This window comes from Mesorhizobium sp. M8A.F.Ca.ET.165.01.1.1, from assembly GCF_004792065.1.
Taxonomy (GTDB): domain Bacteria; phylum Pseudomonadota; class Alphaproteobacteria; order Rhizobiales; family Rhizobiaceae; genus Mesorhizobium.
The window spans coordinates 658,157-673,640 of the sequence record NZ_SRTH01000002.1 but is presented as its reverse complement, the minus strand read 5'-3'; the positions used below and the strand labels follow the sequence as shown (position 1 = coordinate 673,640).

The window sequence follows — 15,484 nt, the reverse complement described above, 5'->3', positions numbered from 1 at the left end:
GCTCTCCCTTGCCAAACCCAAGGGTTTCCAGTTAATTCCGCGCGCATTCCCCTGTTTTCTCGCACGCGGCCGCCGCGTGCCGTGGAGTGCGCGAAAAATGTCCCTTCCCGAAAAAGCCTTCCCGGTCTCCTGGGACCAGTTCCATCGCGACGCCCGCGCGCTTGCCTGGCGGCTTGCCGGTACCAGCAAAGGCCAGTGGAAGGCTATCGTCTGCATCACGCGCGGTGGCCTGGTCCCGGCGGCGATCATCTCGCGCGAACTCGGCATCCGCATCATCGAGACAGTCTGTGTCGCCTCCTATCACGACTACACCAGCCAGGGACAATTGCAGGTGCTGAAGGAGATAACGCCGGCCTTGCTGGCCGACGATGGCGCTGGCGTGCTGATCATCGACGACCTGACCGACACCGGCAAGACCGCCGGCATCGTGCGGGCAATGATGCCCAAGGCCCATTTCGCGACCGTCTACGCCAAGCCCAAGGGCCGGCCACTGGTCGATACTTTCGTCACCGAGGTCAGCCAGGACACCTGGATCTATTTTCCCTGGGACATGGGTTTCACCTATCAAAAGCCGATCGCCGACGATCACGCCGGTTGATTCGCGGCAAGCCGTTTTTTCCCCAATCAGGCCGTCGCCGGCGATAATATTTGCTTGCGCAGACTGATCCGCCGACAAGATATCCTGTGAAATCGACCTCTGTTGACGGGAATCAGCCAGCTTGACCAAAGTTTTTACTTTTATTGGTCACAATTAGCCGTAAGATTCGTGAGACGGCAAACGATTCTGGAGGCTTGGGGCTAGCTTCTCCGATGTTGACACGGCCAACCACACACAACCACCTGGCTGAGAGGGTCCGGCGACTCTTTGGTACGGCGCCGTGTCGTCTGCAGGTTGCCGCCCTGCCCTGGCGCGATGCCGGGAACGGCGTCGAGGTCATGCTGATCACCAGCCGCGATACTGGCCGCTGGGTGCTTCCAAAGGGCTGGCCGGAGGCCCGGGAACCGCTCTGCGAAGCGGCAGCGCGCGAGGCCGCCGAGGAAGCGGGACTGCGCGGAAACATTTCCCATCTCGAAGCCGGCCGCTATTTCTACGCCAAGGTGCTGGCTTCGGGCGAAGAAGTGCCTTGCGAGGTGCTGGTGTATCCGCTGCACGTCGACAAGGTCGCCGACCGCTGGAAGGAAAAGCACTCCCGCATCCGCAAATGGGTCAACTCCAGCGAAGCGGTGCGCATGGTCAATGAACCGGACCTGTGTCAGATCATCGCCTATTTCTGCGCCGACCCACGCAGGTTCTCCTAGGGCGCAGGCCATCCACCCCGTGCGTGGATCGTAATCATTTCACAACCATGTGATGTATCGCGTGAATGGTTTGCTAATTTTTCTTCGGTAGAAATTGGCCAATCTGGCGCGTTTCATCGATGGCGAACCCTGTAAACCCACTTCAGCAAGAGTCCACCGAGCCCCAGCGCGAGCATCGTCCGCGCGTGCTCAAGGGTGGAACGATCATCACCGGTATCCAGAATTCCGAAGTGAGTTGCATGGTGCGTAACCAGCATGCGGGCGGCGCCGAACTGAAAATACCGCTCGAGGCGCGGGTTCCCGATCATTTCCTTCTCTATGTGCCGCTCGACGGCGTCGCCTATCGCTGCGAGGTCCGCTGGCGCCGCAGCGACCGACTCGGCGTCCAGTTCACCGGAACTGAACCCAAGCCGAAGCTGCATTACGGCTGATCCCTGGCGCACCGGCGTGCCGGGCTTTTTGAGTTCGCGGCACAATATTTCCGCAGTCCGCGTACACGCACCGGGATCGCGCATACCTGCCGGCGGAAAAATGGCCGCCACAGCGGTCAATTCTATCCCCGTTATCCACATGTGTGACACACAAGATGTTGGGGTCACAAAAGCTACGCAAACGAATCCTTGACGGCTCGAAACGAGTCGCCTTTTATAGGCCATGTGCTCCTGTTGAGAGCGCGACCGGAAAGTTCTGAGCCCGGTCTTTTTCCCGGATTATGTGCGTTTTGCCCGCATTTCCGCCTGTTTACGAGGCCGGCGGAAGCGTTGGGATCGTGGGGTGATGGGGCGACGAAAGGGAGAATTGTCGGACTGGAATAAATTGTCTGTTAATACTATATTTAGTGTTTGCAGCTAGGTTCGACGCTAGATAGTGTGAATTTCCCTCGGGTGAGGGAATCGAAAAATTCAGTCTTGAGGGACCCGCGGGGTCGGTTGGCAGCCTTGGCAAACGCCCGGCAAGGCGTTGTCGTGTGCGTGGCCGCGCCCGCGAAGTGGAGATGCCGGCATTGTTCGAAATGCCGGCAAACGGCGGACTGCGCGTTTCGTCTTTTGGGGGCAGAAATCCCCTGATGAAAGCGCTATATATGGACAAAAGGGACCGGACCAATGCGCATCGAGCGTCGTTTCACCAAGCCAGGCCAATCTGCTTATGCGGAGATCGAATTCCGCAAGGCGCTTTCCGAGATCAAGAATCCGGATGGCTCGGTGGTGTTCCGCTTGGACAACATCGATGTGCCGGCGCAGTTCTCCCAGGTCGCCGCGGACATCCTGGCCCAAAAATACTTCCGCAAGGCCGGCGTCCCCGCGCGCCTGAAGAAGGTCGAGGAGAACGACGTCCCCTCCTTCCTGTGGCGCTCCGTCGCCGATGAAGCGGAACTCGCCAAGCTGCCGGAAGCCGAGCGCTATGGTTCCGAGATCGACGCCCGCCAGGTCTTCGACCGGCTGGCCGGCACCTGGACCTATTGGAGCTGGAAGGGCGGCTACTTCAAGGCGTCGGAGGAAGACGCGCGCGCCTTCCGCGACGAGCTTGCCTATATGCTGGCGACGCAGCGCGTCGCGCCGAACTCGCCGCAATGGTTCAACACCGGCCTGCACTGGGCCTATGGCATCGACGGTCCGAGCCAGGGTCACTTCTATGTCGACCCCTTCACCGGCAAGCTGACCAAGTCGAAGTCGTCCTACGAGCATCCGCAGCCGCATGCTTGCTTCATCCAGGGCGTGCAGGACGATCTCGTCAACGAGGGCGGCATCATGGATCTGTGGGTGCGCGAGGCCCGTCTATTCAAATACGGCTCCGGCACCGGCTCGAACTTCTCGCTGCTGCGCGGCGAAGGCGAAAAGCTGTCCGGCGGCGGCCGCTCGTCCGGCTTGATGAGCTTCCTCAAGATCGGCGACCGCGCCGCTGGCGCCATCAAGTCGGGCGGCACGACGCGCCGAGCGGCGAAAATGGTCATCGTCGACGCCGACCATCCCGATATCGAGGAATTCATCGACTGGAAGGTCAATGAAGAGCAGAAGGTCGCCTCGCTGGTGACCGGTTCCAAGATCGTCAAGAAGCATCTCGAAGCGATCATGAAGGCCTGCGTCAATTGCGAAGGCCATGACGACGACTGCTTCGATCCGGCCATCAACACGGCGCTGAAGCGCGAGATCAAGTTGGCCAAGAAGTCGGCGGTGCCGGAAAACTACATCTACCGCGTCATCCAGTTCGCCAAGCAGGGCTACACCTCGATGTCGTTCAAGACCTACGACACCGACTGGGATTCTGACGCCTACCTCACCGTTTCGGGCCAGAACTCCAACAATTCGGTGTCGCTGAAGGACAATTTCCTGCGCGCCGTCGAGACCGACGCCGACTGGCACCTGACCGCCCGCAAGGACGGCAAGGTCTTGAAGACGCTGAAGGCTCGCGACCTCTGGGAAAAGATCGGCTACGCCGCCTGGGCTTCCGCTGATCCCGGCCTGCATTTCAACACGACGATGAACGACTGGCACACCTGCGCCTCCGCCGGTGCGATCCGGGCCTCCAACCCGTGCTCGGAATACATGTTCCTCGACGACACGGCCTGCAACCTCGCCTCGATCAATCTTCTCCCCTACCGCAATGCCGACGGCACGATCGACATCGCTGCCTACGAGCACACCGTGCGGCTGTGGACCATGGTTCTCGAAATCTCGGTCATGATGGCGCAGTTCCCGTCGAAGGAGATCGCCAAGCTCTCCTACGACTACCGCACCCTCGGCCTCGGCTACGCCAACATTGGCGGCCTGCTGATGACCTCGGGCATTCCCTACGATTCCGACGAGGGCCGCGCCATCTGCGCCGCGCTGACCGCGATCATGACCGGCGTTGCCTATTCCACCTCGGCGGAAATGGCTTCCGAGCTCGGCGCTTTCCCCGACTATGACCGCAACGCCCAGAACATGCTGCGCGTCATGCGCAACCATCGCCGCGCCGCCTATGGCGACAAGGACGGTTACGAAAAACTCGCCGTCAATCCGGTCCCTCTCGTGGCGTCCGACCTGAGGCAGCAGGATTTGGCCACCCACGCCAAGGCTGCCTGGGACCGCGCCATCGAACTGGGCGAGGAGCATGGCTACCGCAACGCGCAGGCAACCGTGATCGCACCCACCGGTACGATCGGCCTGGTCATGGATTGCGACACCACCGGCATCGAGCCCGACTTCGCCCTGGTGAAGTTCAAGAAGCTCGCCGGCGGCGGCTATTTCAAGATCATCAACCGCGCGGTGCCAGAAGCGCTGCGCACGTTGGGTTATTCCGAGAGCCAGATCGCCGAGATCGAGGCCTATGCGGTCGGCCACGGCAATCTCAACCAGGCGCCGGCCGTCAACCCCGGCTCGCTCAAGGCCAAAGGCTTCACCGACGACAAGGTCGCGGCGCTCAATGCCGCGCTTAAGTCGGCCTTCGACATCAAGTTCGTCTTCAACCAGTGGACGCTCGGCGCCGACTGGGTGAAGGAGACTTTTGGCTTCACCGACGAGCAGCTCAACGACTTCTCGTTCGAAATGCTGCCGGCGATGGGCTTCTCCCGGAAGGACATCGAGGCCGCCAACATCCATGTCTGCGGTGCTATGACGCTGGAAGGCGCGCCCTTCCTCAAGGCCGAGCACCTCGCCGTGTTCGACTGCGCCAGCCCGTGCGGCAAGATCGGCAAGCGCTCGCTTTCGATCAACAGCCACATCCAGATGATGGCGGCGGCACAGCCGTTCATTTCCGGCGCCATCTCCAAAACCATCAACATGCCGAACGACGCGACGGTGGAGGACGCCAAGAGCGCTTACATGCTGTCGTGGAAACTGGCGCTGAAGGCCAACGCGCTCTACCGCGACGGCTCGAAGCTGTCGCAGCCGCTCAATGCCTCGCTACTCGCCGATGGCGAGGAGGACGAGGACGATGCGGTCGAGCAGCTGATCCAGGCACCGGCGGCGGCGCGCGCGGCGCAGATCACCGAACGCATCGTCGAACGCATCATCGAGCGTGTGTCGCGCGAGCAGGAAAAGCTGCCCGGCCGCCGCAAGGGTTATACGCAGAAGGCCAAGATCGGCGGCAACACCATATTCCTGCGCACCGGCGAATATGACGATGGCCGTCTCGGCGAGATATTCATCGACATGAACAAGGAGGGTGCCACGCTGCGTGGCCTTCTCAATAACTTCGCCATCGCGATCTCGCTCGGCCTGCAATATGGCGTGCCGCTCGACGAATATGTGCACGCCTTCACCTTCACCAAGTTCGAGCCGGCCGGCATGGTCATCGGCAACGACGCCATCAAGAGCGCGACGTCGATCCTCGACTACGTGTTCCGTGAACTGGCCATCTCCTATCTCGGCCGCAACGATCTCGCCCATGTCGACCAGTCGGACTTCTCCAACACCGCGCTTGGCCGCGGCATCAGCGAGGGCAAGACCGACGCCGTCTCCAAGGGCCTGACCCGCGGTTCGCCGGTGAAGCTGGTGTCGAGGGCAAGCGGCAGCGAGCCGAAGGGCTTTGCCGGCTCCGGCACCCCTGCCCGCTCGGCGCCGACGGCCTTCTCCGGCTCCAACGTGCTGGCGTTGAAGCCGGCGAGCGACGAGGCGATCGCCTACAAGCGCGACTATGAGGAGCGGGCCAAGGAACTGGCCGAGGACATCGCCTTCGAGGAAGCGGCTTCCGATGCCTCGACCGATACCACCGCGGCGCTGTTCACCGATACGGCGGCCCAGGAAGCAGCCGAGGCGAAGAAACTCGCCGCCGACCGCCGCGCCAAGTCGCTGCTGCAAGGCTACACCGGCAATTCCTGCTCCGAGTGCCAGAATTTTACCATGGTAAGGAATGGGACTTGCGAGAAGTGCGACACGTGCGGCGCCACGAGCGGGTGCAGCTGAGAAGAATTTGAGGCACTAAACATCGGCTTATTCACGGTATCCAAGGCCGGCCCGAAGGGGTCGGCCTTGGCTTTTTGTTCGGCCCAATCTTACGACCGAGCCGATGATATACGGTGCTTTCCCAAACGCATTTGTCGCCGGGCGGCGCGATGATGAGGGCTTCTTCGGCACGAGCCACGGCAATTGCCCGTCACCGGTGCCAAGAGGGCGCAGGTCAGGCTGATCAGCCCCATCGCGCTATTCATCGCTGCATCCCGCCAAAGTGAAGGCGTCCCATGCCGAGCCGTTCCGATTGGCTTTGGCGAAGTCGGCAAATTCGGTGAAAGCAGCGCCGAAATCAGGCAGCAACAGCCCTTTCGGCGCCGGCGTCGCTTCGCGCGAGTTAAGCTGCTCGGCGCCGCCTCCGGTCAAGGCATAGACCTGGCCCATCCATATCCGGCATAGACCGCTGCCATCCTCCAGCCCCGCCTCGCGGTCGTCGTCGGTGCAGGTGTGGCGGATAGTGCCGAGCGGAAATGAATTCCTGCCATTGGTCCAGGTGATGTCGGCCGGCAGGCTTATATCGGTCTTCGGCACGGTCAGCGAAAACACTTCGGCCGTCTGCGCTGCCGGCTCATTGTGGAGCGGCCGGAATTGCATGACCGCACCCGAACGCGGCTCGCGATAGGTGGCGTGGCTCAACAGACACTCTTTTGCGCTCGCTGCCTGCACGGCGCCGAGCAGAGCCAGGAAGAACAAGGCCGGTTTGCCAGTGATCATTGAATGCCTCGTCATGAAAGCGGGCGCCTCAAACGACCAGCCAGGCCGCGGCGCCGATAAAGCCCACCGAACAGACCCACAGCAGCCACAGCCCGCGCACGCGGCATTCGAGCACCGCCGAGGCGGGATTGGCCGGGTCATAGTGCACGTCGACCTTGCTGCCCTCGACATAACGCCTTGCCTGACCGCCGACGAGGCCGGGCAGCGAGGCCGTCACGCTGACGCCGAAAGCGACACGATCGGCGCTGTAGTGCTGTCCGGCGACGCCATAGCTGTAGACGATGCGCGACCGAAAGACGGTGCGCCAGCGATAGCTGCCGTTGGCGCGGATCGTCTGCAGGCCCGACGCATCGATGCGGCCGGCGGCGACCGGCCATTGCACCGCTTGCCTGGCAAGCGCCTTCTGGGCGAAACCCATGCGCAGGACGAACAGGCCCATGAACAACAGCAGCGCCGCCGCCCCGAGATTCTGCGGCTTGGCCAGATGCGGCCTGATCCCCTCCAGGACGCCGCCAACGGAAAACACCAGAACCACTGTGCCGATCACCAGTCCCGCCGACAGCTTGGCCATGAATTTGAAGGCGCCATCGGGAAAGGTGCGCTCGATCACCGCCTTGCTCGGATCGGCCGGATTGTAGAAGACAGTCACCTCGGCGCCGCGCGGAAACTGCGCCAGGGTTTCAGCGACTTCGAAATTTCCCAAATTCTCTTTCACGCTGTAGCGCGAGCTTTGAAATTTCTTGCCGCCCACCTTGTATTCGAAGGTGATCGCCGGAAAATTGCGGATTTCGGTGGTGTCATTGCTGTCCGGGCCAACGCCCGAGACTCTCACCTCACGCGCCTCGGCGCGCGACGAAATGATCTTTCCCGGCGTCGGCAACCAGTGGCTGAGGGCCTGCACCTCCCGCCATTTCACGAAGGTGATGAACGACAACATGCCGGCGACCGCGCAGGCAAATCCGACAAGCAGAAATTGGAGCTCCACCCTGATCCCCCCGGAGTACAGGAACCGGCACTAGACAGCACCGCGGCGGCAATGTCTCGCTTATTCGCAAAACACCAATGCCGGCGCCTCACGCGCACTGAATTGCTGAAGCGTAATTTGACGACTGAGGCGATCGGCTTAAAAAGGGCCGGGAACTTTCGCGAGGCTGCAAGTCGGGAGACGGACATGAACGACGAAGCCGACGACGACAAGGACATCGTGAACCAGCTTGCCTATGTCAGGGCCGATCCAAGCCAGCACGACACGCTGACGCTTCTGGCCATGATCGACGCGGCGATTTCCGAGATCATGGGGTTGAGGACGGCGCTGCGGCTGAGCGAGGAACGCAACAGCCGCAGCGCTCAGCTGCAATAAGAATCCGAACCAGCGCTGTTTTGATCCGCGTCGGCCATCATCTGCCGGCCCGCGCCGCCCGCCCAGGCGCGCCATCTCCGCTCGTTACCCCGGTGGGATTGCCTTGAATGGACGCATGGCGACGGTCCGGGCATTCGAATCCAGGTCTGTCCATCGCAGCAATGATGGATCGCGCGCCGCCTCAATGGCTTGGTTGACCCAGATCAAGGCCCTGCCTGCGTTCATCCTGTCTTCTCCGCCAATGGCAATCATCAAACGGAGAACGAACGTGCCCAGCTACGACATCATGGTTATCGCGGCGGTCCTGATCAGCTTCGGCTTTTTTTCCGGGACTCTGGCCTTCGCCACGTTCGACGAATCGCGCCGGCACTCGGACAAGGCGCCCCGCGGCGAAGCTTCCGGCGCGCGCGCCCATTAGTCGCGCTGCCTAGTCCGCGTCAGCCATCATCTGCCGGCCGCCACCGCCGGCCCAGGCGCGCCATTGCCGCTCATCGCCATGGAAGACGTTGAGGTCGATGCGACCGGTCACGCCATGCGACAGGCCGGAACCGGAATACTGCCAGAACAGCCACTTGCGATCGGGATAGACCTTAGACGGATGCCGGGCCACGGCGCGCAGCCAGAAGGGATAGTCTGGGAAGGCGCCCCGAAGGTTGTCGCGATAGAAGTCGGGCGACGTGTAGATGATCGGCCGCTGGCCGTAGTGACGCTCCAGCTTGTCCATGAACACCTGCATCTTCTCCAGCACCTTTTCGCGCGACGGCCGGCGCTGGCAGCTGGAGTCGCCGTTCCACTCGACGTCGATCACGGGCGGCAGCGCACCGTCGACCTTCGGCACGTTGCGGATGAACCAGTCGGCCTGTTCGCCGGCGGTGCGGCACCAGTAGAAGAAATGATAGGCGCCACGCTTCAGCCCCGCGGCCTGCGCGCCGCGCCAGTTCTTCATAAACATCGGGTCGAGGTGGTCGCCGCCGTCGGTCGCCTTTATGTAGGCGAAGTTGGCGCCCTGGGCGCGCAGCTTTTCCCAATTCACGTCACCCTGCCAGCGCGACACGTCGACACCGTGCACGGCAAGGTGGCGGGGCGACGAGCGGCCGAAATTGATCGGCTTGGCGTCGCGGAAGCCGTAGCGCGTGACCGGTCCTGCGAGCATGGCCGGTGCCGCCCGCGACAGCAGCTTCGGTGGCGACACCAGGGCAGCCTCCTCGATCGGCGGCTCGGCGCTGTCGGGCAGTTCGGGTGCGGGAAACGCCACCGTCTCTTCCTCCGCCAGGCCAAAGGGGCGAGCGGTGTCGTCCGCGGACGCAACCTCAACCCGCTTGCGCGGCGCGTTTGCCCTGGCCACCGGAACGGACGCGATCGGCGCGCTTGGCCGCACCACCGAACTGGTCGTTTCATTGGATGGCTTCTGCATGTCGAGCGCGTCCATGCCCGACGTCGAGGAACAGCCGGCGAGGCACAGCGATGCGATCACGAAACTGATGACGCCTGATAACCGCATCTGGACCTGTACTCAAACACAACAGACCGAAGGCGACGGCCGACGGACAACCAGACGAGTTATGAACGAGAAATTACCAATAAAGTTTGAATCAAGTTTTTTACCATAGCTGTGGCCCCTTTCAGACAGTCGCCGGCGGCGGCCCGGCCAAGCCTTGACAGCGCCATGATGTGGCTGTTGAGAACGGCATGCGGCGTTTGCGCCGGCGTTCCCAAAATTCTTGAAAAGGCGCCGGGCCACGCGGCTGGCTCGTCAACGACAAGCTCGACGAACTCAGGAGCCTGCTCGACAGCGGCAGCTGAGAAACACTTTCAAAAGGGAGCTTGCGTGCAGTCGTTCATCGACCAAAGCGTTTGTTTCATCGAGAACCATCAGGCCTGGGCCGGCCTCGTGGTCGGGCTGCTGGCCTTCGGCGAATCGCTGGTGCTGGTCGGCATCCTGTTGCCCGGCACCACGGTGCTGATCATCGTCGGCGGCCTAGTGGGCGCCGGTGTCGTCCAACCCTTGCCCGTTCTCCTCGCCGCGATGATCGGAGCGGCGCTCGGCGACACCATCTCCTATTTTCTCGGCAAATGGCTCGGGCGCGGCGTCGTCCACAAATGGCCGCTCAACCGCTATCGCCGTGAGATCGCCAGGGCGCGCCTGTTCTTCCATCGCTACGGTTTCGCCGCGGTTTTCGTCGGCCGCTTCTTTGGTCCGGTGCGTGCCACCGTGCCGCTGGTCGCGGGTATGATGGGCATGAACAGGCGCCGCTTCCAGATCGCCAACATCCTGTCGGCGATCATCTGGGCGCCGGTCGTGCTGTCGCCCGGATGGCTGGTGGCGAAAGGGGCCGACAGCCTGCCCGAACTCGACGCGACCAGCCTGTTCGGGCTGGCGGTTATCGCGGCCATAGTGGCGGCGATCATCGTCGCCGTGATTGTCATCAGGCTGCGAGGCAGGCGCGATGCCCAGACCTAGGGGATGGCGCCATGCGTCAGCCGCGTTTCCTGAAGACGCCGATCATCGGTCCCAGGTTCCAATAGTCGTCGTTGCGGCCAATGGCCGGAGCGAGCAGACTCGATATAGTGCCGTCGAGGAAGAGTGCGTTGTCGCAGCCGAGCGCGTCGCGAAACAGGCGGGCGAAGGCATGGAATGTCACCGTGCCGTTCGAGATGGCAAAGACGGCGACGCCATCCTTTCGCACCCCGACGCCGTCGCGGCTCTTGCGCGACGTGCCGTCGGATCGGAATTTCGGGTGAAGCTGGCCGTCGATCACCAGCATCGGCCCTGATTGCGTTGCATAGTCGGTGGCTGGCCGCTGCCTGACGAAGTCCCTGGTCGCCCGCACCGCGGCCTTGCCGCCGCCGATATAGAAGATGCCGTTCGGCTGCAGCGAAAAATTGCCGCTGCCCGATCCCGTCTTCACACCGGCCATTTCCCGGCCGCGCTCGACATAGAGGCCGACCGGCCTGAGGTCGGGGTGATACATGCCCGCATTGATGGCAAACAGCATGGTACGGCCGGCCGCGCGCTGGGCGTTGTCGAGATTGTGCAGCGACTGAAAAGGCTTGCCGCCCTGATCTTTCCAGAACAGTTCGATCGAATACAGTTTTGGATCGACCTCGCAGACGAGAAAGCTGCCGGCCTCGAAGGCGACGTCACGGCACGGCGGCACCGAAGCGAACCACTGGCCGAACGCCATTGTCGTGGCAAGCGCGTGCGGCAACGCGGCCTTGACCAAAGTCAGCAACAAGGGCGCCGAATGCAGGAGTGTCAAAAAATCCATGCGCGTTCCGGATTGTCGGTTCCAACGAGTTGTCGTGGATAGCACCGCTTGCCGGTACGATGAAGGATTTGCTCAGGGGAAGCGTGGACTACGGTCCGGTGACGGCCCGCGACGGCTATTTGACGGCGCTGACCAGCTTCTCTTCGCCGGCGAGAATGGAGACCCAGTGCCCGGTGTCGTCGCTCGCCTGTCTTTTCAGATAGCGATAAGGCGTCTGGTTCCAGAGACGAACCTTGTCGACAAGATTGTCGAGGATGAAGTCGCCCTTGTCGGTGCGTACCGTCAGCACGGCATGGCCTTCGCCATCCGGCTTGCGAACCACCGTCATCAGGAGATTGGCTATGGCGATGCCCAGGCTGTTGAGCTCACGCCGCTTTTCCAGCGCGTAATCCTCGCAATCGCCGAAGCCATTGTCCGGATAGGCCCACCATTCCTCCTTGCCGTAATTGTCCATGTCGCTCATCGGCTTGACGCGCGTGTTGACCGAAAGGTTTACGGCACTGATCTCCCGCAACAGCTTGCCAGTCATCTGTTCCGGCTCGCTGTCGGGTGAACGGATGGAGCACTCGGCGGCATGGATCTTGCAAAAATCATAGTGGCCGATCGGCTGCGAGGTCGAGCCGCCGATGACCATGGAAGCGGGAGCCGCGTAGGCGGAATTCGCCGCCGAACAGAAAGCAATCAGGGCAATCGCAAGCCCCAGCCCCTTCGCCTTGCGGCGCAAACCCAACGAGGATGCCATGCGGCTCCGCCATCTGTTTTTTGTTAACAGAACGTTAAGGGCGGACATTGCCGGAAGTCAATGAAGGCGTCCGATCACATCTTCGGGCATGGGTTGATGCGCTCCAGGCGGTTGCAGCAGCGCAACACCGCAAGCGTGCCGGTTCGGCCTAGGCTAGCCATCCCAGAGCCACGCCGAGCAGCAGGACGACCCCGAGCGCGCCGCGATAGATGACGAAAGGCCAGGCGGAGAAGCGTTCGAGCACGCGCATCAGGCCCCAGATGGCGAAGAAGGCCGATATCGAGGCCACGAGCAGTCCCACGCCGAGAACCGACCATCCATGGGCGTCGAGATGCACCTTGTGCAGTTCCCACAATTCCTTGAGGCCGGCGAGCGCGATCGCCGGCAGCCCGAGCAGGAACGAGAAACGGGCCGCCTCCGCCCGCTTGAAGCCAAGCCCCAGCGCCGCCGTCAGCGTCGAGCCAGAGCGAGAGACGCCCGGGATCAGCGCGCCAACCTGCGCGACGCCGACAAGGAGCGCGTCGGCGAGCGACGCTTCGCCAACGGTGCGCTTGTGACGGGCGAAAATCTCGGCCAGCGCCAGCAGGACCGCCATGGCGATGCAGGCCCAGCCAATCACGCTCAGACTGCGCAACGGCGAATTGCAGGTGTTGAGGACGCCCGAGAGCGCCACGCCGGCGATGACGATGGGGATCGTCGCCAGCACGATCCACAGCGCCAGACGGAAATGCCGGTCGGCAAAATCGCGGCGCGTGAGGGCATCGAGTGATCCAAACAGGAGATCCCTCACGTCGCCCCAGAAATAGCTGACCACCGCTGCAAGGGCCGCCAGCTGCATGGCGGCGGAGAAAGCCGAGCCCGGGTCCTGCCAGCCAAGCACAGCCGGCACGATGCGCATATGGGCGGTCGAGGAGATCGGCAGCAGTTCGGTGATGCCTTGCACAAGGCCGAGGAAAGCGACCTTGGCAAATCCAAGGCCGACAAAGCCCGTGTCGACGCCTTGCGTGCAGATATCAGCCATGTCGGCTCCATGCGGGAGGGATCGGACTTGCGAAGGCAGGATCGGCGGCGATCAATGCCGGGCAAGCCATACCGCTATGCGGCGGAGAATCAATTTACGGATTTGTAAGCTGGCGGCCCGAACGGGCGTCATTGCGTCGCGACGCGGCGGACGCATTCCAACCGTCTACGGGCTGCGCAACCCGCATCGGCCCAGGGGCCGGCCAATGATGTTCATGGAAGATCGCAAGGCTACTCAGGGGCACAGCCACAGTTTCTGGCAGGTCCTGGCGATCACATGCGCCGGCGGGACAACCGGTTCATCGAGGGAAGGCCGGCGAGCCCGCTCAAGCAGCATGCGCACCTGTTCCGGGCGCACACGGTCACGTTCCATCACAAGCAGGACCATCGGATCGCTCAAAAGCTCGTCCAGGGTGCTGATGCTGTCGTTCATCCGTCGTCTCCTCGAATGCCGGGCCCGCGACGCTTAGATAGGGTGACAAAGATGGCCCGCCAATGACGGTTTGCCGGCTATCGCGTGTCTCTTTGGATTAATTTTTGGTCATCCTGGGGCACGTCGTCCTGTTGAGGAGAAGGTGGAGGGCTAGGCCGGCGGTGCGCCCTCATATTGCGGCAAGCCGTCGTCAAGCATCACCCAGGGCTGTTTCGAGGCGGTCCACATATGCATCTGTGGCCTGAAGAACGACGGGTCGTCCAGGGAACCGGTGGTCACGCCGATGATGCCGGCGGAGTCGCGCCGCGAAAACATCGTTGTGCCGCAGTTCGGGCAAAACCCGCGCTTGAGGTCCGGCGAGGTGTTGACCGTGGCCAACCGGCCCTCGACCGTCACATCGTCGATGCGGAACAGAACACGCGCATTGAAGGCCGCGCCGATCGCCTTCTGGCAGAGCCGGCAGTGACAGATGCGCTCGTTGATGGGGTCGGCGTCGGTGCGGTAGCGCACCGCTTTGCACAGGCATCCGCCTTCGTATTTTGCCATCGCCTGAATCCATTGGTGGAGTGAACAGGCGGCAAGGTAGCGGCGACGCCGATTGGGTCAATTGAAAAGCTTTGATACAAGGTCATCGATTATCGTGATGCGGCAGGACCCTCATGACACCGGACATCGAAACAATCGGCATTGCGGACCTGTTCGGGCCGCCCTCGCCCGCCCGCGACCGCGCCGACGCCAGGATCATGGCTGCCGCGGCAGGCATCGGTTTCCTGGCGGTCCGGGATTTTCCCGGCGATGACTGGCTGACGCCGGAAAAGCGCGCGCGATTGCTGCGTATCTTTGCGCTTCCCGATGCCGGCAAGCAGGAATTGCTGCGCTGGAATTTCGATCACACGAAGAAGAATTTCTACCGCGGCTGGTTTCCGCTGCAGCCGCAAGCCGTTTCCTACAAGGAAGGCATCGACATGGGGCCGGACCTTGCCGATGCGGCGCGAGTCTCGGCCTCCGACGATCCCCTGTGCGAGCCGACACCACTACCGGCCGAAAATGCCTTGCCCGGCTGGCGCACCGCCGCGGCCGACTACTACCGCGCGATGGAGACGGTCGGCACCATGCTGATGCGGTCGATCGCACGCGGGCTTGGCCTGCCTGAAACGATCTTCGATGCCTATTTCGCTGGTGGCATCTCGACGCTGCGGCTGATCCGCTATCCCCTGCGCGACGCCAGTGCCGGCGTCGACACAAGCGGGCCGGAGTTTTCGGTGACCCACAAGGGCGAAACGCGCACCATCATCGGCCGCGAACATGCCGATTCAGGCTTCGTCACCTTGCTGGCGCAGGACGGCGTCGAGGGCTTGCAGGCAAAGAACCTCGCCGGGGAATGGATCGACGTGCCTCCAGCCAATGGCACGCTGGCGGTCAATTTCGGCCAGTTGCTGGAACGCTGGACCGGCGGGCGCGTGCGGGCGACACGGCACCGGGTCATTGCGCCGAAAACGGTGCGGTTCTCGATCCCGTTCTTCTACGAGCCGCGCGTCGACGCGGAAATCTCGCCCCTGCCATTGGAGGGCGCCGAACCGTTCGAGCCGTTTCTCTACGGCGACTATCTCTGGGAATCGGCGACCAACTTCGTCGAGATGAGCGGCATCAAGCATCTGAGACAGCCACGCCGCGCCAGGGCTTCCTAAACAGCACGACGGCCGTCTCGCTGGAGACGGC

The 15,484-nt window shown here is 62.5% G+C and carries 16 protein-coding genes; 8 read left to right on the top strand and 8 right to left on the bottom strand.

Annotated features, from left to right (window positions below):
- Positions 1-97: 97 nt before the first annotated feature.
- The 4 genes from gpt to EN808_RS07895 all read left to right on the top strand — a co-directional run bounded on the left by gpt (position 98) and on the right by EN808_RS07895 (position 6,182).
- Entirely contained in the window at positions 98-598 is a 501-nt protein-coding gene (gpt, locus tag EN808_RS07910; protein ID WP_127280162.1) for a xanthine phosphoribosyltransferase, read from the top strand.
- A gap of 212 nt (positions 599-810) precedes the next feature.
- Positions 811-1,299: an NUDIX hydrolase gene (locus EN808_RS07905; protein ID WP_127869515.1), complete on the top strand. Its 489-nt coding sequence runs from the start codon at positions 811-813 to the stop codon at positions 1,297-1,299.
- Positions 1,300-1,418: 119 nt separating this feature from the next.
- Complete coding sequence (locus EN808_RS07900; RefSeq protein ID WP_127276099.1) at positions 1,419-1,730, top strand: PilZ domain-containing protein; 312 nt, start codon at positions 1,419-1,421, stop codon at positions 1,728-1,730.
- 672 nt (positions 1,731-2,402) lie between these two features.
- The gene (locus EN808_RS07895) at positions 2,403-6,182 is read left to right on the top strand and encodes a vitamin B12-dependent ribonucleotide reductase (RefSeq protein WP_135915514.1); all 3,780 of its coding nucleotides are present in this window, start codon (positions 2,403-2,405) and stop codon (positions 6,180-6,182) included.
- Positions 6,183-6,419: 237 nt separating this feature from the next.
- Here EN808_RS07895 and EN808_RS07890 read toward each other — a convergent pair whose 3' ends face one another.
- Positions 6,420-6,941 carry a hypothetical protein gene (locus EN808_RS07890; RefSeq protein ID WP_135915513.1) on the bottom strand — a complete coding sequence of 174 codons (522 nt, stop codon included), beginning with the start codon at positions 6,939-6,941 and terminating at the stop codon, positions 6,420-6,422.
- 28 nt (positions 6,942-6,969) lie between these two features.
- The gene (locus EN808_RS07885) at positions 6,970-7,926 is read right to left on the bottom strand and encodes a DUF3592 domain-containing protein (protein ID WP_245520700.1); all 957 of its coding nucleotides are present in this window, start codon (positions 7,924-7,926) and stop codon (positions 6,970-6,972) included.
- Positions 7,927-8,112: 186 nt separating this feature from the next.
- On the opposite strand from EN808_RS07885, the gene EN808_RS07880 reads away from it, so the two are divergent.
- On the top strand, positions 8,113-8,301 hold the full coding sequence (locus EN808_RS07880; protein ID WP_127276106.1) for a hypothetical protein: 189 nt from the start codon (positions 8,113-8,115) through the stop codon (positions 8,299-8,301).
- Positions 8,302-8,416: 115 nt separating this feature from the next.
- Positions 8,417-8,719: a hypothetical protein gene (locus EN808_RS07875; RefSeq protein WP_127869520.1), complete on the top strand. Its 303-nt coding sequence runs from the start codon at positions 8,417-8,419 to the stop codon at positions 8,717-8,719.
- Positions 8,720-8,728: 9 nt separating this feature from the next.
- Here EN808_RS07875 and EN808_RS07870 read toward each other — a convergent pair whose 3' ends face one another.
- A complete protein-coding gene (locus EN808_RS07870; RefSeq protein ID WP_135915512.1) occupies positions 8,729-9,802 on the bottom strand; it encodes a GH25 family lysozyme in 1,074 nt (357 codons plus the stop codon).
- A 327-nt stretch (positions 9,803-10,129) separates the two neighbouring features.
- Between EN808_RS07870 and EN808_RS07865 the strand changes: the two genes are divergently transcribed.
- Positions 10,130-10,762, top strand: a complete 633-nt coding sequence (locus tag EN808_RS07865) for a DedA family protein (protein WP_127869522.1) — start codon at positions 10,130-10,132, stop codon at positions 10,760-10,762.
- Positions 10,763-10,778: 16 nt separating this feature from the next.
- Here EN808_RS07865 and EN808_RS07860 read toward each other — a convergent pair whose 3' ends face one another.
- The 5 genes from EN808_RS07860 to EN808_RS07840 form a co-directional block, all read right to left on the bottom strand.
- Positions 10,779-11,570: a phosphodiester glycosidase family protein gene (locus EN808_RS07860; protein ID WP_127276112.1), complete on the bottom strand. Its 792-nt coding sequence runs from the start codon at positions 11,568-11,570 to the stop codon at positions 10,779-10,781.
- Between the two features lie 115 nt (positions 11,571-11,685).
- A complete protein-coding gene (locus EN808_RS07855; RefSeq protein ID WP_135915511.1) occupies positions 11,686-12,312 on the bottom strand; it encodes a transglutaminase-like cysteine peptidase in 627 nt (208 codons plus the stop codon).
- A gap of 148 nt (positions 12,313-12,460) precedes the next feature.
- Positions 12,461-13,333, bottom strand: coding sequence for an undecaprenyl-diphosphate phosphatase (locus EN808_RS07850; RefSeq protein WP_135915510.1), 873 nt, complete (start codon positions 13,331-13,333; stop codon positions 12,461-12,463).
- A gap of 234 nt (positions 13,334-13,567) precedes the next feature.
- Positions 13,568-13,765: a hypothetical protein gene (locus tag EN808_RS07845; protein ID WP_127276118.1), complete on the bottom strand. Its 198-nt coding sequence runs from the start codon at positions 13,763-13,765 to the stop codon at positions 13,568-13,570.
- A 150-nt stretch (positions 13,766-13,915) separates the two neighbouring features.
- On the bottom strand, positions 13,916-14,311 hold the full coding sequence (locus tag EN808_RS07840) for a GFA family protein (RefSeq protein ID WP_127276120.1): 396 nt from the start codon (positions 14,309-14,311) through the stop codon (positions 13,916-13,918).
- A gap of 113 nt (positions 14,312-14,424) precedes the next feature.
- Here EN808_RS07840 and EN808_RS07835 point away from each other — a divergent pair, with 113 nt between their 5' ends.
- Positions 14,425-15,453, top strand: coding sequence for a 2OG-Fe(II) oxygenase family protein (locus EN808_RS07835; RefSeq protein WP_135915509.1), 1,029 nt, complete (start codon positions 14,425-14,427; stop codon positions 15,451-15,453).
- Positions 15,454-15,484 lie beyond the last annotated feature (31 nt).